Raw genomic sequence first — 21,423 nt, 5'->3', positions numbered from 1 at the left:
CGAAGCCTGCGATTGGGCCGCATAGCAGCCCTGTTGGCCTTAACTGACTGGCATTGATCGCATGGCTCGGGTTTTTCGTGGATGAGGGTAGTGCACGCCTGTGCTACTGGCGGTTACTCGAGCCCGTGGCGTTGTTTCCAGTCTCCCGGGTGCACCACGTAGCCGAACAAGGCGTGCCCGCCATACACAAGCTCTGTGCCTTCGGGAATCCATAGCATCTGCCCAGGTTCGACCTGGTATAGCTGGCCATTGGCTTTGAGTTCGAAACAACCTTCGATCACGAAGATGACTTCGTCATACAAGAGGGTCCAGGCTACTTCGGCGCCTTCCCAGCGGGCGAAGCCGACCCCCAGGTGGGGCGACACTTCGTTGCTCAAGGCGCGTGCGACCGAGGCTTGCCCGGGAGGTCCTCCGCGATGGTTGAAATCCAGGTCGCGATGATCGACCAGCCGGACTGGCCCCTTGCTGCTGAGCGTGTGCGTCATAGCTCACTCCTGCTGTTCCAGGCCGCCCAGCGGATCCGTGTACGTACGCCCAGGCCGAGCAATGGCTCCGGCGGGTTGAGCGAGGGCATGCCGGTCACCGCGCGAATGTCTTGCAAGTGCTGCGAATCGGCGCCAACCGCCATGTCTGCCAGCAGGCTGCCGGAGATGGTGCCCCAGGCCGCCCCCACACCGTTGTCGCAGGCGGTCGAGAACACGCCGCTTTCCAGTTCGCCAAAGTAGTTGGTGAAGTTGCGCGAGATCGCGTAGGCACCACCCCAAGTGTGAGTGAAGGGCACATGGGCCAATTGCGGATAGCGGGCCAGCAGGACCTTTTGATGCGATGTGCGAATGCGCTGGCGAGTGGCCTCATTGACGCTGTTGCCATACCTCGGTACGTGTTTGTAGGTATTGCGGATAATCAGTCGGCGGTCTTGGGTCATGCGTACTGTGGTGCCTGCATGGTCGGCGGGGGTCAGGCCCCAGTCCGGTTGGATACCGGTGGCGTCCATTTCCTCCTGGGTCAGCGGGCGGGTCCAACTGGCGAAGGTCATCACCGGTAACAGGCGGTTGCGCAGGTAGCCGAATTCCTGGGTGAAGATACTGGTCGCCAGCAACAGACGTGGTGTGCGCACTTGGCCCTCGTCACCCTGGAGCAACCATTGACCCTGGGCATCGCGGTGCAACTGGTGGATCGGCGACTCCTCGAGCAGCTCGACATTGTTCGGCAGCGCAGTGCCCAGGCCGCGAACCAGCGCTGCAGGCTGCATCAGGTAGCAGCCGGGGGTGAAGATTGCCCGGCTGTAGTGACGGGTGCCGAGCACCGTTGCCAGCTCGTCGCGTTCGACGCAACGGAAGGGCTCGCCCAGTTCGCTCATCAAGCGCTCGAAATGCTGCAGGTAGGCCAGTCCGCGTGGTCCGACGGCACCTTGGTACTTGCCCGCATGGGACCACTGGCAATCGATCCGGTGTTGCTGGACCAAGCCTTGCAATTGCGCGATTGCGGCGCGGTTCAGGCCTAGCAGGCGTTGCTTGTGGGCAGGGTCAGGGTGTTCCAGGGCCATCTTGTGCGGTAGGTCGATGACGAAGCCGGAATTACGTCCTGAGGCGCCATAGCCCACGCGCTGGGCGTCGATCAGCAGGATCCGCGCGTGGGGCAGGTGCTCGGCCAGGCGGCGGGCGGCAGCGAGGCCGGCGAAACCCGCCCCGATCACGGCGTAGTCGGCCTGCTGCCGGCCTGTCAGGCGCCTGGCGGGAGCAGGTGGGGGCAAGGCGGCATACCAGCCGCAATCAGGGTCATCGTGTGGCAACTGAATCGCGTGGTTATTCATTGTCGTTTGTACTCAGGCCGCATGCGTTTGAGAGTTCTGGCAGCGCTGCAACCAGGCGCTACGTTTTTGTTGTGCCTGGCGGCCCAGCAGGACGAAGCCGCGCAATGCTCCGGCGCCGTCGTGGTATCCGGCATGCAGTCCATCGTCGGTCGTCTCGACGTGCCACGCGCCGGGACAATCGGCAGGCGCGGCCAGTAGGCAAAGCGGGGCGGCAGGTGTCTTGACCGTGACCGGCATCAGCGGATAGCGCACAGGTGTCGGTCTACCCACCAGTGTCTGCGCCAAGGCTTCGATCCCATGATTGATAGGTGCAAGATAGGGCAGCAGTTGACCGTCGACCTCGATGCAATCGCCCAAGGCAAACAGGCCTGCCTTGGAGGTTTGCAGGTACTCATCGACCTTGATCCCGCGCCCGCACTCCAGTCCGCAGGCTGCAGCCAGGTCCTGGTTGGGCCGCAACCCGACCGCCGAGAGCACCAGATCAGCGTTCAACTGTTCACCGTTGGCCAGGGTCAGCGCGAAACCTTCGGCGTCGCGCTCGATTCGGCTCAAGGTGGTCTGCAGGTGCCAGCCCACCCCGAGGTCACTGAGCGCCTGTTGCAAGTGCATTCCGGCAGGGCGTGGCAGCAGGCGCTCCATGGGCCATGCGCCGAGGCCAATGACTTGTACGTCGAAACCACTGCTGGCCAGGTCGTTGGCGAACTCGCAGCCGATCAGGCCATCACCCAGGATCGCGATGCGGCGTACATTCTCGAGCTGCGCACGGAACGTCTGATAGTCATCCAGATTGTTGACGCTGACCAATGCATCTGCGCACCCCTCGATGGGCAACCGGATCGGCGCCGCGCCATTGGCCAGCACCAGTTGGCCGTAGGCCATTTCGCCGATGTTGGTGTATAGCCGCCGGTTGTCGGCGTCGATGCGCTCGACCTGGCAATAGGGGTATACACGGATACCCAGGCGCTGCTCCATTGCCAGCGGGCTGTCGCTGACCAGGGCTTCGGCGTTTCGGCCTTGGGCCAGGGCGATGGACAGCGAAGGCTTGGAGTAGACATGTCCGGATTCGCGCGTCAGTACGCGTATCTCCAGCTCAGGGTCCTGCTTGCGCAAGGCTTGAGCCAGGCCATAGCCGGCATGGCCACTGCCGATGATCACCACCGGACCGGCCGGGCACGCGGGTGCAGTCGGCTGAGGCAGCGTGGCTACAGTGAGTGCGACAGTAGGTGCCACAGCGGTCGCTGGCTCGCTGATTTCGATCATCTCGAAATCAGCCTTGCCGACCTTGCAGTCGGGACACAGCCAGTCCTGTGGCACATCTTCCCAGCGTGTGCCCGGCGCGATACCGTCGTCAGGCCAGCCCAAGGCTTCGTCGTAGATCAGCCCACAAATGATGCAGAGCCATTTTTTCATGATCGTCGCCCCTCACTCGCCTTGGATACGCAGCGCCAGGTTTTTGGTGCGTACATAGCTGTACAACGCTTCCTGGCCCTTCTCACGACCGAAGCCGGACAGGCCTACGCCACCGAAGGGCGTCTCGATGCCGCCGGCGAACCACTCGTTGACGAACACTTGTCCGGCACGCAGGCGCCGTGAGCAGCGCAGGGCGCGGTTGAGGTCCTGGGTGAAGACGCCCGCCACCAGACCGAAGTCGGTGCCATTGGCAAGGGCGATAGCTTCTTCCTCAGTGTCGAATGGCAGGATCGCCAGCACTGGACCGAACACTTCGCTGCGAGCGATTTCCATGTCCGGGGTCACCCCGCTGAACACCGTCGGCTGCATGAAGTTGCCAGGCAACCCAGCGACCGCCTCGCCTCCGGCGACGGCGGTAGCACCCTGTTCCTGGGCTCGTTGACACATGGCCTGGATGCCTTGCAGTTGAGCGGAGGAGATCACCGGCGTCAGTTCGGCATCTTCGGCGCCGGCGCCGATACGCAGGCTGCGTGCCAAGGCAGCAACCTGCTCGACCACCTGGTCGTGGATGGAGCGCTGCACCAACAGGCGCGACATCGCCGAACAGACTTGCCCAGCATTGAAGAAGATGCCGCTGCGCACACTGGCCAGCAGTTGTTCGCGGTCAGCGTCGGCGAACACCAGCGCTGCCGACTTGCCACCCAGTTCCATGACGCTGGGAACAGCATTGTCCGCAGCCGCGCGTAGAATGCTCTGGCCGGTGGGCACGGAGCCGGTGAAGACGATCTGGTCCACTTGCTTGTGTGCCGCCAGGTAGGCTCCGACCTCACGGCCCCGGCCACACAGCAGGTTGACCGCGCCGCTTGGCAGTCCAGCGCGTTCGATGGCCTGCATCAGTACGCACAGGCCCAATGGCGAAAGCTCCGGCGACTTGATCACCACTGCGTTGCCGGCGGCCAGCGCCGGGGCGAGGGAGCGTGCGCAGATGGAGACGGGGAAGTTCCACGGCACGATCTGCAGCGAGACGCCCATTGGGTCATAGACGGTAAAGTCCATGTAGCCGTTGCCCAGGGGGATCGAAGTGCCTTCGATCTTGTCGGCCATGCCGGCGTAGTACTCGAAATAACGTGCTGCCTCGATGAATTCGTCCTGTGCATCACGCAGGGTCTTGCCATTCTCCGCGCACAAGATGCGCGCGCCTTCCTCAGCCACAAGGCGAATCTGTCGGGCGATCTCCAGCAGCCAGGCCACTCGCTGGGCGGGCCGTACCTGGGTCAGTTCACCGCTGTCGGCGCAGCGGCGGGCCGCCAGCAGCGCGCGTTCGGCGTCGGCAACGCTGGCCTGGGCCATGGTCGCCACGGGTTGGTTGTTGGCCGGGTCGAGGATGGTCAGGCGCTGGTCGCTGTCGATCCACTGTCCGTCGATGTGGTTAAGCCAGTGTGGGATATTCATCGGATTCTCTCCTGCTCAGGCTTGCGTGGCGCTGTCGAGCAACTGGCGTGCGGCCCACTTGTGGAAGTAATGGGTTGGCTGGTCCATTTCTGGCGAGAAGGCGCCACCGTTGTATCCCGGTGAGCTACGTCCTTGTTGCATGCCCTCGACCGAGGCGATGTCCTCGGCGAACACCACCCGCCAGGACTCCATGACGGCCTTGCGCGCAGCGTCGTAGCGAGGGTCCAGAGCCTCATCGCCGACATAGAACAGGCGCAGGTGCTCGATGGTTTTGCCCGGGGCAACCGGCTCGAGCATCATCGCGAAGGCGTGGTCGGCCTGGATGCCAAGCAGCACGTTGGGGAAGAAGGACACGTATTCGGCGTTGCGCATACGGTCGGCCGGCCAGGAGGGGAAGGTCGGCAGGTGCGTGCCAGCCACATCCGACAGGTTGTAGGCATGGCTGCCTTGGCCGGCGAATTGGTCGAACATGATGTTGTAGTGGTCTTCCAGACGCGAATAGCTGTTCAGGCTCGGGTGTACCCAGGGCAGGTGATAGGCTTCGCAGTAGTTCTCCACCGCCAGTTTCCAGTTGCACTTGACCTCGATGGCCATGGCGCCGCTGTTGGACTCGCGCCGCAGCGAGCCCATGCCGTCGAGGCCAAGGAACTGAGTCCAGCGTTCGGTCAGTGGTGCCAGCGCGTCTTCCAAGGCAGGCGCATCTCCGGACAGATTGATGAACACCATGTCCATCCAGATCGCGCTGCGCAGCGGCTTGAGGCCATGCTTCTCGCAGGCGAAGCGATCGTCCTTGTGCTGGTTGATACCCCCCACGTGCGGGGTACCGCGCAAGGCGCCGTTGAGGTCGTAGGTCCAGGAGTGATAGGGGCAGCGGATCATGCCCTGGATGGTCCCTGCTTGCTGTACCAGCTTGACGCCACGATGGCTGCAGACATTGTGGAACACCTGCACCAGGCCTTCGCGGTTGCGCATCATCAACAACGGCAGGCCCATGAAGTCGACGGGCTTGACGTAACCATTGACGGGCAGATCCGTCGCGAAGCCGATACAGGCCCAGTTCTTGCCCAGCACCTGATCGCGATCCAGCTCGAAATAGCGTTGCTCGGTATAGAAATCGTTGGTCAGCCCATGAGCTTGATCGATGGGGGCCAGGACGGTTTCCAGGGTGTGCACGGGGATGAGGTTGGCGATGCCCATTATTGTTGTCTCCAGATCGCACGGTTGATCGGCCTTGGCGGCCTTTGGCTGGGACGATTCTTTCGGTCTGGATGGGCGGGCGACAAACGATTTTTCAAACGCTATTAATGAGAAAAAGTCATTTATTACCAAGAGGCTTTTGCTGGTATGGCCCCGGGGAATAATGCTTTTCCGCTCATGCGTTTTCCTCATCAATTGATGAGATTAAATGGTTTGTTGCCGCCTGGGTGCTCACTCATTGTTGGCGCGCAATTCCGCATTGCAGATAACAAAAACCCCCGTTCGGCGCTGTACTACAACAACAAGGGAGATAGCCGATGCGTGCAAACAGTGGCCTGTTCAAGGGCCTCAATCCAACCGTGACCATGGTGTCGGTCGCGATAGTCGTTGTCTTCGTGCTGCTGTGCGCAGTCAAGGGCGACCAGGCTGCGCAAGTCTTCAAGACCGCTTCCGACGCCATTCTCGACAACTTCAAATGGTTCTACCTGGCCTTGGTCAGCAGTCTGCTCGTCGTTTTGCTGACGATCGCCAGCAGCCGCTACGGCACTCTCAAGCTGGGACGCGAGAACGACACGCCGGAGTTCAGCTTCGGTGCCTGGATCGCCATGTTGTTCAGTGCTGGCATGGGCATTGGCCTGATCTTCTGGTCGGTCGCAGAGCCTGTCCTGCACTACGCCAGCAATCCCTTCACACCAGGGCTCAGCGACGAGGCGGCCACCGTGGCCATGCGCCTCACCCTGTTCCACTGGGGCCTGCACCCTTGGGCGATCTTCACCATGATTGGCCTGGGCCTGGCGTACTTTGCCTACTGCAAGGGCTTGCCGCTGGCGCTGCGGTCGATCCTCTATCCGCTGATCGGCGAGCGTATCTATGGGCCTATCGGGCACGTGGTGGATATCCTCGGCGTGGCCATCACCGCGTTCGGGGTCTCACAGTCACTGGGGCTGGGCGTGGTGCAGATCAACACCGGACTGAACCAGGTATTCCAGGTGCCAGTGAGCATCAGCCTGCAATTGGCGATCATCGCTGTGGTCAGCGTGATCGCAGCGATATCCCTGGTAGCGGGTGTCTCCAGAGGCATGAAACGGCTTTCGACGCTGAACATGTGGCTCTCCTTCGCTTTGATGCTGGTGGTGCTATGGATTGGTCCGACCCGCTACATCCTCAACTTCGTGTTCGAGGCCGCCGGTGATTACGCCCAGCACATCGTTGGCCTGAGCTTCTGGACCGACACACAGGCAGACAGCCAGTGGCAAAAAAGCTGGACCGCCTTCTACTGGCCGTGGTGGATGACCTGGGGGCCCTTCGTCGGGCTGTTCATCGCGCGGATTTCCCGTGGCCGTACCATTCGTGAGCTGATCGTCGGTGCCTTGCTGGTACCGACCTTGGTGACCATCCTGTGGATGGCGGTGTTCGGCGGCGCGGCTCTCAAAGACGAACAGCAGGCACGTCAGGCCCATGCCCTGCAAGCGGTTGCCGAGCAGAGCGAAGCGGCCCCCTTCACCGGAGGCAGCATTCTCCAGGCCACGCAGAAAGAAACCACGGCAGCCATGTTCACATTGCTTGAGCGTCTCGACGGGCCGGCTGTGGGCGCACTGCTGTGCGTGATCGTGTGCTTGCTCCTGGCTGTGCATTTCGTTACTGCGGCGGATGCTGGAACCCAGGTGCTGTGCATGCTCAATTCGGTGGGCAGTATCAACCCACCCAACTGGATACGCGTGCTTTGGTGTTTCCTCGAAGGTGCCATCGCCGCCGGGCTGCTATTGGCCGGCGGACTGGCAGCGATCCAGATGGCCAGCATTGTCGTTGGTCTGCCCATTGCCTTGTACCTGCTGGTGACGGGCTACAGTCTGTTGCGTAGCCTGCGCGCCGATACCGTCGGCACCGCTCAGGAACTGCTGATACGTCCGACTGCCAACGACACCTTGATTGACGGTCGAAGCAGGGACCAGAGCAGCCTCTCGGCGCTGGCATCCACAAGAGAGCTGGCATGAATCCGTTGGAACAGCTGGATGTAGAACGCCGTCATCGCTCACTGGCCACGGCCCAGTGGCGTCCGATGAGTATTGACGGCAAGGTGCTTGAGGGCGTGCAGTGGGCGGCCCTGGCCAGCACGGCCAGTTGGCTCGGTTACTGGATGAAAATGACACCGGGCAGCAGCTCGGTTCCCCATCGGCATACGGCGCTGGAGTTGCTCTTGGTGCTTGAAGGGCAGGTCGCAGACAGCGATGGTCGGTGCTTCGAGGCGGGTGACAGCCTGGTCTATGCCGCAGGTTCCGAGCACTGGTTGCACTCGCCAGAGGGATGTGTGCTGCTGGTCGTCGAGTCCGCGCCAGCCGTCCTTGGCTGAGCGACGACCTCAGGCGTCGACTGTTTCTGGCACATGGGCCATCAACCATTGCCGGAAGCGGTTGACGCTTTGCCGGTTACCTGACCGCCCCAGGGGTTCGAGCAGGCAGAACTGCGCATCAGTGTGCAGTTGAGCCGTCATTGGCCGTACCAGCGCGCCGGTCTGCAGATGGTTGTCGACCAGGTTCGACCAAGCCAGGGCGATGCCCTGGCCGGCCAGCGCTGACTGGATCAGCATCGAATAGCTGTTGATGTTGATTCGCCGCCGGGGTTGCGGTGCCTGGTGACCCAGGCGCTGGAACCATTCCTGCCAGCCGATCCAATCGCTTTGCGGATCCTCCAGCCATAACCAGGTGCAATCCCCCAGGTGCGCCGGCTCACTGAGGTCGGGATGCTGCGCCAGGTAAGCTGGGCTACAGACTGGGAATATCTCTTCGCGGAACAGCGGCGTGACTTGCACGTTCTTGGGGGGAGTACTGCAGTAATACAGCGCCAGGTCGCAGTCCAGCCGTGAAAAATCGCTGATCTGGTCCGTCGCGATGATCCGCAGGTCGATTTCCTCGTTCTCTCGTTGGAAGACCGACACCTTCGGCAGCAACCACAAAGAGGCCATCGCCGTGCTGGTGATCACCGTCACTTGCTGGGCGCCGCGCCAGTGACGAATCCCTGCCGTGGCGTGGGCCACCTGTTGCAGCGATTCGCGTACGGTTACGTAGTACTGGCCGCCGGTGGTGGTGAGATTGATTTCCCGGGTGGTGCGGGCGAAAAGTGCTTTGCCGAGGTAATCCTCAAGCACGCGGATCTGGCGGCTGATCGCGCCTTGGGTAACGTTCAGCTCCTTTGCCGCCAGGGTGAAACTCAGGTGGCGGGCGGCAGCTTCGAACGCGACCAGGCTATTGAGCGGTGGCAGCGGTTGCAGTTTCATCAGGTTCGATCACTGTTGTTATTGGTCTGTGTGCACGCAGTCTGGCCCGCGACCGACGGGGCGGACCGAGGAAAGGGTAATCGAAAGGGGGGAGGGTAAGGGAAGTGAAATCGGTGGCGTTCCGTCGCCCGATCAGCCCGGCCGCTTCAAGGTCTTCTGCTTGAGGATATACAGCGTGACCAGCACCGCGCTGGTCAGCATGAACGCCCGCGCCCAGGGCAGTGGCACGAGGTAGCAGGACAGGCTGATGCTCGCCCACATCAGGCCGATGGCGTAGACCTTGCCCCTGAGCGGGATGCCGTCGCCGCTCAGGTAGTCACGGATCCATGGCCCCAGGCGCGGGTGGTTGACCAGCCAGTGGTGGAAGCGCGGTGAGCTGCGGGCGAAGCAGGCAGCCGCCAGGAGCAGGAATGGGGTGGTCGGCAGCACCGGCAGGAAGATCCCGAGCACCCCCAGCGCGACGCTGAGCCAGCCGATGGCCAGCAGCAGGTAGCGCATGCCGGGCTCAGTGGTGGCGCGGCTTGAGCAGTGCCGGTTTCTCGTCAGGGGCGTGCAGCAGCAGGTACAGGGCGGTCAGCGCTTCGGGGATCTGCACGATCATGTCGTCCTGCAGGTTGGCGTTGCTCGCGATGTCGGCGAACTCTGGTTGTTCGTCGAACAGGCCCGAGCCCACCATGATCGGCAGGAGCATCTCGCTGACTTCTTCCTCGGCGTTCTCGAACCAGGCCTCTTCACGCAGGAACACGCCTTCCATGAAGCCGATGCACCAGCCGCGCAGGTCGGAGTCGTCCGGCTCCTCGCCCAGGTCGAGGTCGCATGGCAGTTCGAATTCCTCGTCGCTGGCCAGTTGGCGGGCGATATGCGCCTTGAGCTGAGCCAGGGTAGTCTCGATGGCCAGGCGTTCGGTGTCGTCCTTGTAGTGCGGCTCTTCAGCGAACAGGGCGTCGATCCATTCGCGCTCTGGAACGTCCTCGGAACAGATCGACAGCGCGGTCAGGTAGCCATGGGCGGCAACGTAGTCCAGCGCTTCTTCGTGCAGCTCGTCAGCGTCGAGGAAGGCTTGCAGGCGGGTCAATTGCTCGGCGAAGGACATTACAGGGCTACCTTGGGGAATAAACGATAATGAATTCTAGCACCTTGCAGGCGGTTCGATGCAAAGGAACACGCCTATCGCAGAGCCCCCTGTACGGGGAGGGGCTAGGGTATAATCCCCGATTTTTCATCCAGGGGCGCTGTTGACCGGCCTCAGGTAAAAGCTGTTTACGCATTTGCGCGACGGCAGGCGTTTTTTTCGTCCAGCCTGTCTCCAGGATGGTACGGCGATTTTTGGAGTGTTTATGCTCGAACAGGCTCAGCGCGTCCTCAAGGACATCTTTGGCTACGACAGTTTCCGTGGACGCCAGGGGGCGATCATCGAATGCGTGGCCAGTGGTGGCGATGCGCTGGTGCTGATGCCCACTGGGGGCGGCAAGTCCCTGTGCTTCCAGGTGCCGGCGCTGTTGCGGCCAGGCCTGGCGGTGGTGGTATCGCCGTTGATCGCGCTGATGGACGACCAGGTCGCCACACTCGACGAACTGGGCGTGGCCGCCGCTTCGCTGAACTCGACTCTGAGCACCGAGCAACAGCGCGAGCTGGCCGGGCGCCTGCGCCGCGGTGAAGTGAAGATGCTCTACCTGGCCCCGGAGCGCTTGGTGCAGCCGCGTATGCTGGAGTTCCTGCGCACCCTGGATATCGCCTTGTTCGCCATCGATGAGGCCCATTGTGTGTCGCAGTGGGGCCATGACTTCCGTCCCGAATACCTGCAGCTTGGCCAACTGGCCGAACTGTTCCCCCATGTGCCGCGCATCGCCCTGACCGCCACGGCCGACATGCGCACCCGCGAGGAAATCGTCAACCGCTTGCACCTGCAGGGGGCCGAACGCTTCCTGTCGAGCTTCGACCGGCCGAACATCTTCTACCGTATCGTGCCCAAGGAGCAGCCACGCAAGCAGTTGCTGGCGTTCCTCGGCGAGCGCAGGGGTAACGCCGGCATCGTCTACTGCCTGTCGCGCAAGAAGGTCGACGAGACCGCCAGCTTCCTGTGCGAGCAGGGTTTTCCCGCTTTGCCCTATCACGCCGGCCTGGCCGCCGAGACCCGTGCCGCGAACCAGCGCCGCTTTCTCAATGAGGAAGGGCTGATCATGGTCGCGACCATCGCTTTCGGCATGGGGATCGACAAGCCGAACGTGCGCTTCGTCGCCCACCTGGACCTGCCCAAGTCGCTGGAGGCGTACTACCAGGAAACCGGGCGTGCCGGCCGTGATGGTTTGCCGGCCGATGCCTGGATGGCCTACGGCCTGCAGGACATGGTGATGCTCAAGCAAATGCTGCAGAACTCCGAGGGGGATGAGCGTCACAAGCGTGTCGAACAACACAAGCTCGACGCGATGCTGGCCCTGTGTGAGGAAACCCGTTGCCGCCGCCAGGCGCTGCTGGCCTATTTCGACGAAACCCTGGAGCAACCCTGCGGGCACTGCGACAACTGTGTCGATCAAGTGCAGACCTGGGACGCCACCGAGCCCGCGCGCCAGGCATTGTCGGCGGTGTACCGCACCGGCCAGCGCTACGGCGTGGGTCATTTGGTCGACGTGCTGCTGGGGCGCGACAACGAGAAGGTGCGCAGTTTCGGCCACGAGAAGCTTTCGGTGTTCGGTGTCGGCAAGGCGATGGCCGAAGGCGAGTGGCGTTCGCTGTTCCGTCAGTTGGTCGCCCGTGGGCTGGTGGATATCGACCTGGAAGGCTATGGCGGCCTGCGCCTGTCCGACACTTGCCGGCCGTTGCTGCGCGGCGAGGTCAACCTGCAACTGCGTCGCGACCTCAAACCGCAGACCACGGCCAAGGCCGGCTCCTCGGGCGGCAGCCCGGCCAGCCAGTTGGTGCGTGGCGAGGAGCGCGAACAGTGGGAAGCCCTGCGTGCCTTGCGGCGCAAGCTGGCCGAGGAGCACAGCGTGCCGCCTTATGTGATCTTCCCCGACTCGACCCTGTTGGAGATGCTGCGCAGCCAGCCGACCAGCCTCAGCGAGATGGGCCGGGTCAGCGGTGTCGGGGCGCGCAAGCTGGAGCGCTATGGCCAGGCTTTCCTCGAAGTCCTGGGAGGTGGTGGCGATACGCCGAAGGTGGTGGTCGACCTGCGCCACGAACTGGTCAGCCTGGCCCGCGCCGGCATGACTCCAGCGCAGGTCGCCGGCCAGCTCAATTGCAGCGAGAAAAATGTCTACAGCCTGCTGGCCGAGGCCATTGGCCGCCAGGAACTGAGCCTGGAGCAGGCCCTGGACCTGCCGGAAGACCTGCTCGCGGAGGTACAGGATGCCTTTCTCGACGGCGAAGGTGAGTTGCCGCCGGTGTCGGCCATAGCCGAGCAATTCGCCCAGCGAGTACCGGAAGGCGTGCTGTACTGCGTACGGGCAGCCTTGGCAGCGGAATTTGAGCTGTAAGTGACCTTTGTCATCATTTTTGACGATTATCGAACGCTGTCAGGCACTTGAGTCTTGCCTGTTCGGTCGGGCCATGATTAGCTGACTAATAATTAGTTCTGTTGATTGAGTTGCTTATGCCCCTGACTGACAACCAACACCTCTTTGGCATGCAGCTGGCCCAGATGTCCCGGGGCTGGCGTGCCGAGTTGGATCGCCGACTGGCCGGACTCAACCTGTCCCAGGCCCGCTGGCTGGTGCTGTTGCACCTGGCCCGCTTCGATGAGGCCCCGACCCAGCGCGAGCTGGCCCGGAGCGTCGGCGTTGAAGGCCCGACCCTGGCGCGCTTGCTCGACAGCCTTGAAACCCAGGGGCTGGTACGGCGCCAGGCGGTCCTGGAAGACCGGCGGGCCAAGAAGATCCTGCTCTGCCCACCGGCCAAGCCGTTGATCAGCCAGATCGAGACCATCGCCAACACCCTGCGCGCCGAGCTGTTCACCGGTGTCGACGAAGCCGACCTGGAAACCTGCATGCGCGTGCATCAAAAGATCCTCGCCAATCTCGAAAAGTCCTGACTTCAGCCATAAGCTGCAGAAAAGCGGATCAGAGCTCACAGCCTGATCCGCTTTTTCTTGCCGCTCAGAAAGTGTGGCCAAGGTTCAGGTACACCGCCTTCTGGTTTTCGCTGTTAGCACCGTAGCTTAGGTTCAGCGGGCCCAGTGGCGTTTCGACGCCGAGGAATATGCTTGCCGCGTTGATGTAGCCGCTATCGAATTCATTGTCGTTGTTCCAGGCGCGCCCGCGCTCCAGCGAGCCGCCCAGGTACAGCGGGAAGTCCAGTGGCAGGTAGGCCCGCGGTGTCAGGCGCCGGTAGTAGACCATGCGCAACAGGCTGATGTTCTGACCGGACACCGAGTCCTGGCGGAAGCCGGACAACTGCCGGGCGCCGCCCATCACGAAACTCGAGGTCACCACTTCCGCATCGTCCAGTGTCCGTCCGTAGCGGCCGCCCAGTACCCAGGTATTGGGGCCGCTGCTCATGGCCTTGTCCAAGTTGAACTCCCATTGCCGGTAACGCTGGTCCGAATCCAGGCCTGTCTCGTATTGGCGTAGGGTCAGGTTGATTTCTTCGCCGCTGTGCGGGAAGTAGACATTGTCCAGGGTGTCGAAGGAGTACTTCAGATCGTAGAAGCCCTCATTGAAGCTGACCTTGGGCAAGTCCTGATCGCCGATACGCACCTCGGCCTCGCCCCAGGCCTTGCCCACGCCCAGGCGTACTTCACCATAGGTGCCGATCTGCCGGCCTAGGTTGAGGCCGAAGCCATAGCGTTCCAGGCGGTATTCGGCGATGGGGTCGTTGTCCAGGGTGGCTTCGATGTTCTGCGAGCCGAGGTCCAGGTAGGGGGCGATGAAGTAGCGCGAGCCGGTGTCCAGCGGTTGGTAGAACTCGGTGTACAGCTCCTGTTGGTCACCGATCTGCACCCGCGTCAGCCATTCCGCGCCGAGCTTGTTGATGCCATTGACCCGGTAGCTGGCGCCCAGGTTGAAGGCACTGTCGCCGCGCATGTCGTCAGACAGGTTCAGGCCCAGGCGCAGGTAGTCGGTGCCACCGCGCTTGCCACGGGCGTTGATCACCAAGGTATTGTCGTCGTCTTTGTGCACCACGCGGTATTGCACACGGTCGAAGTAATCCAGGCCGTACAGGGTGCCCATGTCGGTCTGCAGGCGGTCGAGCTCCAATGGCTCGCCGATGGGTTGGCGGATGTAGTAGCGGATCACGTCATCGCTGACTTTGGAGTCGTTCTCTACCTTGATCGCGGTGATCACCGGGGTGCGCTGGCGTGGCGAACGGGCCACGGCCAGGTTGCTGTCGCCGTCGGGGCTGCGCAGTGCCGCCAGGCGTGCGTCAAGGGCAAGGGTGGCGCGGTAGCCGGCGTCGATCATCTCCTGGGCACGGCCGAAGTCGGTGACACCGAAGCTGGCCAGCGGCGGCTCGATGAGGATGTCGTCGTTACCCAGGGCAGCCAGTTGCTCTTCCGAGTTGCGCCGGGTCATGAGGGTGATCGACTGGTTGAGCACGTCGACCACAGTCGCCAACTGCTTGCGGTTGCGCAGCGGGGTGCCGATATCGACCACGATCGCCAGGTCCACGCCCATTTCGCGCACGACGTCCAGCGGGATGTTGTCGACCATGCCGCCATCGACCAGCAAGCGCCCGTCCAGCTCGACCGGGGCGAACACCGCCGGGATCGACATGCTGGCGCGGATCACCTGAGGCAGGTGGCCACGGCGGAAGACCACTTTCTCACCGCTGGCGATGTCGGTGGCGACAGCGCGGAAGGGGATCGGTAGCTTGTCGAAATCACGGGTATCGGCGGTGTGCGCGAGTTTGCTTTCCAGCAACAGTGCCAGGTTCTGGCCCTGGATCACGCCCAGCGGCAGGCCGAGGCTGCCGTCGTCACGGAAGCTGAGTTTCTGCTTGACCAGGAAGTCCCGGTCGTCCTGCTTGCGGCGAAAGGGCACGTCCTTGCGTGGCGGAGCATCCGACAGGGCCTGCTGCCAGTCGATGCTGAGCGCGAGTTTCTCCAGCTCTTCGACTTTGTAGCCCGAGGCGTACAGGCCTCCGATCACCGCGCCCATGCTGGTGCCGGCGATGGCGTCGACGTGTACTCCTTGTTCCTCCAGCGCCTTGAGCACACCGATGTGCGCCAGGCCGCGCGCGGCACCGCCTGACAGCACCAGGCCGACCTTGGGGCGGGCCTGTTCGGCGGCCAGTAGCGAAAAGGAACAGATCGTCAGCAACAGGCAGAACAGCAGGCGGCGCATCTTGACTCTCGGAGCGAAGGGTAAAGGCCGCTAGTATAAGCGCGCCTACCTGTCTGGAGACTTTTCCCAATGAGCCAAACCAAGCCTGAAATCGTCATCACGTATTGCACGCAGTGCCAATGGCTGTTGCGTGCCGCCTGGCTGGCCCAGGAACTGCTCAGCACCTTTGCCGATGATCTTGCCCGAGTGGCGCTGGAGCCGGCCAGCGGCGGGGCCTTCCGCATCACTTGCAATGGCGTGCAGATCTGGGAGCGCAAGGCTGATGGGGGCTTTCCCGAGGCTAAGGTGCTCAAGCAGCGGGTGCGTGATCAGATCGACCCGCAGCGCGACCTGGGGCATAACGACCGCTAGTGGCTACACGCCCTCGGCCACTGCCTTGGGTTTTTCCGCCTGGCTGGCGGCCATGCGGCTGGACAGCACGATGGCGAAGATGATCAGCACGCCCCCGAGCAGCATGCGCAGGGTCGGGGTCTCGGCGAAGATCAGCCAGGCTGCGGCGATACCGTAGATCGGCTCCATGGCGAACACCACCGCTGCGGTGCGTGCCTTGATCACCGCCAGGCTGGCAACGAACAGGCTGTGGGCCACGCCGGTGCAGAACACCCCTAGCAGCCCGATCCACAACCAGTCCATGGGCGCCACTGCCGCGAGGTCGGGGCCGGCCACCGGCAGTAGGCACAAACCGACGACGGCGTTCTGGCACAGCGCCGCCTGGACCGCCGGGATCCGTCCGGAGCCAGCGCGATTGGTCAGCGACAGCAGGGCGAACAGCAGGCCCGACAGCAGTGCCCAGAGCAGGCCGCCGGTGGCCTGGCTGGCCAGGTCGAAGTCGGGCGTGACCAGCACCAGGCCGATACTCACCAACAAGACCAGTACCGCTTCGTTGCGACGGATACGTTCACGGAACAGCAGGCCCTCGAGTATCACCGTGAAAGCCGGGAAGCTGGCGAAGCCCAGGGTGGCGATGGCCACGCCAGCGACCTTGACGGCAATGAAGAAGCTCACCCAATGGCCGGCCAGCAGGACGCCACCGAGCAGCAGGCGGCGCAGGTCCCGGCCCTGCAGTGGCTGCCAGGCCTGGCGCGTGACGCGGGCGAACAAGCCCAGGGCTACGACGGCAAAGGCGGCGCGGCCAAAGACGATGATCGAGGGGGTGGCGTTGGCCAGTTTGCCGAAGACGCCGGTCAGGCCGAAGAACAGCGCGCCGATATGCAGGGCGCCGAGGGCAGTGCGGTGATTCATGCTAATCCTTGTGAGCAAGACGGCCCGGCCAGCGGTCATGGTGGGTTCCGAGCTGGGCTGGGGCGCAGTGTACACCGAGGGCCGTACTCTTTAGCGCGATGTTTCCCGCAGGATCGCGCTTCTTGCCTCGACGTGTGCGTGCTACGGCGAGCGCGCAAGCCGCACTGCGCAGACACGAGATTGTCACCTCACCCTGCCAGTCTCCAGCAAACAGCGCCGGAGCCCGCCTATGACCCATGCCGAGTTCACCCGCCCCTCGCGCAAACAGCGCGTGCGTACCCTGTGGATTTCCGATGTGCACTTGGGCACCCGGGACTGCCAGGCCGAACACCTGTCGCGGTTCCTCAAGGGCTACCAGGCTGACCGTATCTACCTGGTCGGCGATATCATCGATGGCTGGAAGCTGCGCGGCGGTATCTACTGGCCCCAGGCGCACACCAATGTCATCCGCCGGCTGCTGACCATGAGCAAGCGCGGCACCGAGGTGATTTATGTCACCGGCAACCACGATGAGTTTCTGCGCCGCTATTCGAAACTGATCTTGGGCAACATCCAACTGGTGGACCAGGCCGAGCACCTGACCGCCGATGGCCGGCGCCTACTGGTGATCCATGGCGACCAGTTCGACGTGATTACGCGCTACCACCGCTGGCTGGCGTTCCTTGGCGACCGTGCTTATGAGGTGACCCTGGTGCTCAACCGTTGGCTCAATCACTGGCGGGCGCGCTACGGCTATGGCTACTGGTCGCTGTCGGCCTATCTCAAGCACAAGGTCAAGGGCGCGGTGAATTTCATCAGTGACTTCGAACAGGCGATCGCCCATGAATGCACCCGGCGTGGTTTTCACGGCGTAGTGTGCGGGCATATCCATCATGCCGAGATCCGCCAGGTGGGCGAGGTGGAATACCTCAATTGCGGGGATTGGGTCGAGTCCTGCACTGCATTGATCGAGCACTGGGATGGCAGCATCGAGCTCTACCGCCTGGCCGAGGCCCAGGCACGCGAGGCCCAGCGCATGGCCGAATTGCGCGAACCGGCCTGATCAGGCCATTTCTTCCAAGGCTGCCTTGTAGATCGACTGGCGTGGTTGGGCGAACAGGCGCTCGAGCAGGGGTTCGAAGAAGCTCAAGGGCAGGTTGTCATAGTCCGGATCGAAAGCGGCGGCATCGTATAGCGCACAGAACTCGATGGTTTGCTGATACTGCGGGTGATGGCGGAATTGCTCGCGCAGGTGCCGGTCCATGCCGAGATGATGGAAGAAATAGTAGCCCTGGAAAATCCCGTGCTTCTCCACCATCCACAGGTTCTCTGGGCTGACGAAGGGCCTCAGGATGGCGGCGGCTATGTCCGGGTGGTTGTAGCTGCCCAGGGTGTCTCCGATGTCATGCAGCAGGGCACAGACGACGTACTCTTCATCACGGCCATCGCGCCAGGCGCGGGTGGCGGTCTGTAGGGAGTGGCTCAGACGGTCGACGGGAAAACCGCCGAAGTCGCCGTCGAGCAGCCGCAAATGAGCCAGGATGCGGGACGGGAGCTGGCGCGCATAAGCCTTGAAGTCACTGGCGATGATCGCCCAGTCCAGTTCGGTGCCATCTTGCATATGGGTGAATCGGGCCTGCCTGTTCATGGGCTGCTCCTTTCCGGGCTTCTTACGCAGTTTTGGGCAAGCCGGACTCGCCGCGCAGTGGCCGCGTGGGACGCCTTTCTGGCCTTGCGGGCCGATTTACCGGGATGTATGGCGATGATTAGAAGCTGATCTTGCCGCGCAGGATGTCGCGGAACATAGCGAAGTCGCCAATCAGGCTGTACAGCGGATGGGTGAAGGTGGCCGGGCGGTTTTTCTCGAAGAAGAAATGGCCGACCCAGGCAAAACCGTAGCCCGCGACCGGTATCGCCAGTAGCAGCAGCCAGTTGGCGCTGGCGATGCTATACGCCAACAGGGCGATGACTAGGCTGGTGCCGACGAAGTGCAGGCGTCGGCACGTGGGATTGCGGTGTTCACCCAGGTAATACGGGTAGAACTCGGCAAAACTGCGAAATTGCCCTTTGCGGTTCATGGCTGCGCTCCCGGGGGTTCCTGATACTGAACAAAGGATACACGGCGTGGAGCCTGATTCGAGTCTAGAGTGAATAGCAGTCTGATCCAGTGACAATTGGCGCCAATTGAATATCCTTTGGAATCACCGCAGGAGCGGTCAGCAAAAGAAGCCTGTCATGAGCGAAAGAACCACGTCAGCAAGCTGGGCATCAGGGATCGTCAAGGCACTCGAGCTCGAAGGGCTCGATTGTCCTGCCATGTTCAAGCAACTCGGACTGGACTTCTCCGCATTGGACGACCCAGATGCCCGTTTCACCCAGGACTCCATGACCCGCCTCTGGCAACTGGCGGAGGAGCTCTCCGGGAACACGGCCATCGGCCTGAACATGGCGCGGGTGGTGCGCCCGGCCTCCTTTCATGTGGTCGGTTACGCGCTGATGTCCAGTCGTACCCTGGCCGAAGGTTTCCAGCGCTTGGTGCGTTACCAGCGCATCATCGCCGAGAGTTCGGACCTGAGCTTCCGTCTGGAGCCGGATGGCTACGCCCTGGTGCTCACCGTGCATGGCGACCACCTGCCGCCGACCCGGCACAGTGCCGAAGCCTCGCTGGCCTGCGCATTGTCGCTGTGCAGCTGGCTCAGTGGGCGCACGATCCAGCCGCGACGGGTGCTGATCCAAGGGCCTCAACCGAAGGATGTCCAGCCCTACAAGGTGGCTTTTCATGCGCCGTTGGTGTTCGGTGCGCCCCATGACGCGCTGGTCCTGGAGCGTAACGACATGGAGGCGGCGCTGCCGACCGCCAACGAAGCCATGGCGACCTTGCATGATCGTTTTGCCGGGGAATACTTGGCGCGTTTTTCGGAGAGCCGGGTGACCCATCGTGCGCGGCAGGTGCTATGCCGGATCCTGCCCCAAGGCGAGCCCAAGCGCGAAACGGTCGCCCAGGCCCTGCACCTCTCGCAGCGCACCCTGCAACGACGCCTGCAGGAGGAAGGCACCAGCTTCCAGACCCTGCTCGACGACACCCGCCGCGAGCTGGCCGAGCAGTATCTGGCGCAGCCCGGCATGACGTTGCTGGAAACCGCCTACCTGCTGGGTTTTGCCGACCCGAGCAACTTCTACCGGGCGTTCCGCCGCTGGTTCGACGCCACCCCGAGCGAATACCGGGCGCGCCTGGGTACGGCCGCCGAGGCGCTCAGTGACGCCAGAACGCCGGCATGCACAATACCAATACCGTGATGATCTCCAGGCGGCCGAGCAGCATGCCGCCTGCCAGGATCCATTTGGCCGCGTCCGGCAGGCTGGAGTAGTTACCGGCCGGGCCGATGACTGTGCCCAAGCCCGGACCGACACCTGATACCGTGGCGGCCGCACCGGTCAGGGCGGTCATCCAGTCGACCCCGATCAGCGATAGCAGCAGGGCGATGACGCAGATGGTGACGGCGAAGAAGAACGAGAACGTCAGGATCGAGCGCACGATCTCTTCGTCGAGGCGGTGACCGTTGTACTTCTGCTTGATCACTGCGCGTGGGTGGATCAGTTGGTTGAGGTTGGCCTTGAGCAGGATGTAGGCCACCTGGAAGCGGAAGATCTTGATGCCACCGGCCGTCGACCCCGAGCAGCCGCCGATGAAGCCCAGGTAGAAGAACATCATCAACGAGAAATTGCCCCAGAGGCTGTAGTCGTCCAGGGCGAAGCCGGTGGTGGTGATCACGGAGGTGACGTTCAACGCCACATGGCGGAAGGCGTCTAACCAGGGCACGTTGGTCGTGGCCCAGTACCAGGTGCCCAGGACGATCCAGGTGGCCACCAGCAGGCCGAGCAGGCCCTGGACCTGTTGGTCCTTGATCAGTGCCTTGCGGTTGCCGCGCAAGGTCGCAACGTACAGGGTGAAGGGCACGCTGCCGAGGATCATCACGACCACCGCGACCCAATGCACCGCCGGGGCATGCCACTTGGCCAGGGATTGGTCGGAGGTTGAGAAACCGCCGGTGGAAATCGCCGACATGGCGTGGTTGACGGCGTCGAACGGATTCATCCCGGCCCACCAGAAGGCCAGGCTGCCGAGCACGGTGATGCCGATGTACACCAGCACGATCGACTTGGCCACCATGTGCGAGCGGGGCATGACTTTCTCCGAACGGTCCGAGGACTCGGTCTGGAACAGGCGCATGCCACCGATGCGCAGCAGCGGCAGGATCGCCACCGCCATCGCGATGAAGCCGATGCCGCCGAGCCAGTGCAACATGGAGCGCCACATCAGGATGCCGGGGGACATGCTGTCCAGGCCACTGAGGACCGTGGCGCCGGTGGCCGTGATGCCAGACATGCTCTCGAAGAAGGCATTGGTGTAGCTGATGTGCTGGGTGAGCAGGAAGGGTAGGGCGGCGAACACACCCACTACCAGCCAACTGCTGACGGTCAGTAGGTACATGTCGCGTGGGCGCAGGTGCACATGCTCCGGACGCCCGGGGATGACCATGGACAGGCCGGCAATGAAGGTGATGAGGCTGGCCCAGAGGAAGGAGGGCAGGTCGCCCGTGCGTTCGAAGATCACCAGGGTCGCCATGGGCACGGCCATGCTGACCGCCAGGGTGATGAGGAAGATGCCGATGATGAAACCAATGATCCTTAAGGTCGGCAACGCCATGTGATCTGCTCTGACTCGAAACGGAAGGGCGCCATTCTACCTATGGACCTTGTGAAGTAAACGCTAGAAT

At 62.8% G+C, this 21,423-nt stretch carries 20 protein-coding genes and 1 pseudogene; 7 read left to right on the top strand and 14 right to left on the bottom strand.

Annotated features, from left to right (window positions below):
* Window positions 1–113: 113 nt before the first annotated feature.
* The 6 genes and pseudogenes from ACYU03_RS18540 to ACYU03_RS18515 form a co-directional block, all read right to left on the bottom strand.
* Entirely contained in the window at window positions 114–485 is a 372-nt protein-coding gene (locus ACYU03_RS18540) for an ethanolamine utilization protein EutQ (protein ID WP_461886087.1), read from the bottom strand.
* Window positions 482–1,813: an NAD(P)/FAD-dependent oxidoreductase gene (locus tag ACYU03_RS18535; RefSeq protein ID WP_461886086.1), complete on the bottom strand. Its 1,332-nt coding sequence runs from the start codon at window positions 1,811–1,813 to the stop codon at window positions 482–484. Before ACYU03_RS18535 ends, ACYU03_RS18540 begins: the two co-directional genes overlap by 4 nt.
* Window positions 1,814–1,825: 12 nt before the next feature.
* Complete coding sequence (locus tag ACYU03_RS18530) at window positions 1,826–3,073, bottom strand: FAD-dependent oxidoreductase (protein WP_461891496.1); 1,248 nt, start codon at window positions 3,071–3,073, stop codon at window positions 1,826–1,828.
* Window positions 3,062–3,223: pseudogene (locus tag ACYU03_RS18525) on the bottom strand (rubredoxin); the annotation flags it as partial. The gene ACYU03_RS18530 and the pseudogene ACYU03_RS18525, both read right to left, overlap by 12 nt.
* Window positions 3,224–3,235: 12 nt before the next feature.
* Window positions 3,236–4,675: an aldehyde dehydrogenase family protein gene (locus ACYU03_RS18520; RefSeq protein WP_461886085.1), complete on the bottom strand. Its 1,440-nt coding sequence runs from the start codon at window positions 4,673–4,675 to the stop codon at window positions 3,236–3,238.
* A gap of 15 nt (window positions 4,676–4,690) precedes the next feature.
* Window positions 4,691–5,872, bottom strand: a complete 1,182-nt coding sequence (locus tag ACYU03_RS18515) for an aromatic ring-hydroxylating oxygenase subunit alpha (protein ID WP_461886084.1) — start codon at window positions 5,870–5,872, stop codon at window positions 4,691–4,693.
* A gap of 317 nt (window positions 5,873–6,189) precedes the next feature.
* On the opposite strand from ACYU03_RS18515, the gene ACYU03_RS18510 reads away from it, so the two are divergent.
* Together ACYU03_RS18510 and ACYU03_RS18505 are read left to right on the top strand one after the other, a co-directional pair.
* Entirely contained in the window at window positions 6,190–7,866 is a 1,677-nt protein-coding gene (locus ACYU03_RS18510) for a BCCT family transporter (protein WP_461886083.1), read from the top strand.
* Window positions 7,863–8,222 carry a cupin domain-containing protein gene (locus ACYU03_RS18505; RefSeq protein ID WP_461886082.1) on the top strand — a complete coding sequence of 120 codons (360 nt, stop codon included), beginning with the start codon at window positions 7,863–7,865 and terminating at the stop codon, window positions 8,220–8,222. Before ACYU03_RS18510 ends, ACYU03_RS18505 begins: the two co-directional genes overlap by 4 nt.
* Window positions 8,223–8,231: 9 nt before the next feature.
* Here the strand turns inward: ACYU03_RS18505 and ACYU03_RS18500 are convergent, their stop codons facing one another.
* The 3 genes from ACYU03_RS18500 to ACYU03_RS18490 form a co-directional block, all read right to left on the bottom strand.
* On the bottom strand, window positions 8,232–9,146 hold the full coding sequence (locus ACYU03_RS18500) for a LysR substrate-binding domain-containing protein (RefSeq protein WP_461886081.1): 915 nt from the start codon (window positions 9,144–9,146) through the stop codon (window positions 8,232–8,234).
* Window positions 9,147–9,278: 132 nt separating this feature from the next.
* The gene (locus ACYU03_RS18495; RefSeq protein ID WP_461886080.1) at window positions 9,279–9,644 is read right to left on the bottom strand and encodes a YbaN family protein; all 366 of its coding nucleotides are present in this window, start codon (window positions 9,642–9,644) and stop codon (window positions 9,279–9,281) included.
* 7 nt (window positions 9,645–9,651) lie between these two features.
* Window positions 9,652–10,239 (bottom strand): UPF0149 family protein, encoded by a 588-nt coding sequence (locus ACYU03_RS18490; protein WP_461886079.1) that lies wholly within the window; start codon window positions 10,237–10,239, stop codon window positions 9,652–9,654.
* A 244-nt stretch (window positions 10,240–10,483) separates the two neighbouring features.
* Between ACYU03_RS18490 and recQ the strand changes: the two genes are divergently transcribed.
* Both recQ and ACYU03_RS18480 read left to right on the top strand, forming a co-directional pair.
* Window positions 10,484–12,619 (top strand): DNA helicase RecQ, encoded by a 2,136-nt coding sequence (gene recQ / locus ACYU03_RS18485; protein ID WP_461886078.1) that lies wholly within the window; start codon window positions 10,484–10,486, stop codon window positions 12,617–12,619.
* A gap of 116 nt (window positions 12,620–12,735) precedes the next feature.
* Entirely contained in the window at window positions 12,736–13,173 is a 438-nt protein-coding gene (locus ACYU03_RS18480; RefSeq protein ID WP_461886077.1) for a MarR family transcriptional regulator, read from the top strand.
* A 64-nt stretch (window positions 13,174–13,237) separates the two neighbouring features.
* Here ACYU03_RS18480 and ACYU03_RS18475 read toward each other — a convergent pair whose 3' ends face one another.
* A complete protein-coding gene (locus tag ACYU03_RS18475) occupies window positions 13,238–15,424 on the bottom strand; it encodes a patatin-like phospholipase family protein (protein ID WP_461886076.1) in 2,187 nt (728 codons plus the stop codon).
* A gap of 69 nt (window positions 15,425–15,493) precedes the next feature.
* Between ACYU03_RS18475 and ACYU03_RS18470 the strand changes: the two genes are divergently transcribed.
* Window positions 15,494–15,775, top strand: coding sequence for an Rdx family protein (locus tag ACYU03_RS18470; RefSeq protein ID WP_461886075.1), 282 nt, complete (start codon window positions 15,494–15,496; stop codon window positions 15,773–15,775).
* Between the two features lie 3 nt (window positions 15,776–15,778).
* On the opposite strand, the gene ACYU03_RS18465 is transcribed toward ACYU03_RS18470, so the two are convergent.
* Window positions 15,779–16,666, bottom strand: coding sequence for a DMT family transporter (locus tag ACYU03_RS18465; protein ID WP_461886074.1), 888 nt, complete (start codon window positions 16,664–16,666; stop codon window positions 15,779–15,781).
* 229 nt (window positions 16,667–16,895) lie between these two features.
* Here ACYU03_RS18465 and ACYU03_RS18460 point away from each other — a divergent pair, with 229 nt between their 5' ends.
* Window positions 16,896–17,708, top strand: a complete 813-nt coding sequence (locus tag ACYU03_RS18460) for a UDP-2,3-diacylglucosamine diphosphatase (RefSeq protein WP_461886073.1) — start codon at window positions 16,896–16,898, stop codon at window positions 17,706–17,708.
* Here the strand turns inward: ACYU03_RS18460 and ACYU03_RS18455 are convergent, their stop codons facing one another.
* On the bottom strand, window positions 17,709–18,293 hold the full coding sequence (locus tag ACYU03_RS18455; protein ID WP_461886072.1) for an HD domain-containing protein: 585 nt from the start codon (window positions 18,291–18,293) through the stop codon (window positions 17,709–17,711).
* Between the two features lie 118 nt (window positions 18,294–18,411).
* Complete coding sequence (locus tag ACYU03_RS18450; protein WP_461886071.1) at window positions 18,412–18,723, bottom strand: Mpo1-like protein; 312 nt, start codon at window positions 18,721–18,723, stop codon at window positions 18,412–18,414.
* A 157-nt stretch (window positions 18,724–18,880) separates the two neighbouring features.
* Here ACYU03_RS18450 and ACYU03_RS18445 point away from each other — a divergent pair, with 157 nt between their 5' ends.
* Window positions 18,881–19,942, top strand: a complete 1,062-nt coding sequence (locus tag ACYU03_RS18445; RefSeq protein WP_461886070.1) for an AraC family transcriptional regulator — start codon at window positions 18,881–18,883, stop codon at window positions 19,940–19,942.
* On the opposite strand, the gene ACYU03_RS18440 is transcribed toward ACYU03_RS18445, so the two are convergent.
* On the bottom strand, window positions 19,899–21,353 hold the full coding sequence (locus ACYU03_RS18440; protein ID WP_461886069.1) for a TrkH family potassium uptake protein: 1,455 nt from the start codon (window positions 21,351–21,353) through the stop codon (window positions 19,899–19,901). The two genes, ACYU03_RS18445 and ACYU03_RS18440, sit on opposite strands and share 44 nt — an antisense overlap.
* Window positions 21,354–21,423 lie beyond the last annotated feature (70 nt).

Source organism: Pseudomonas sp. X10, assembly GCF_054889225.1.
Note: the sequence above shows the minus strand (reverse complement) of the source record. Positions and strands in the feature narration are given on the sequence as shown.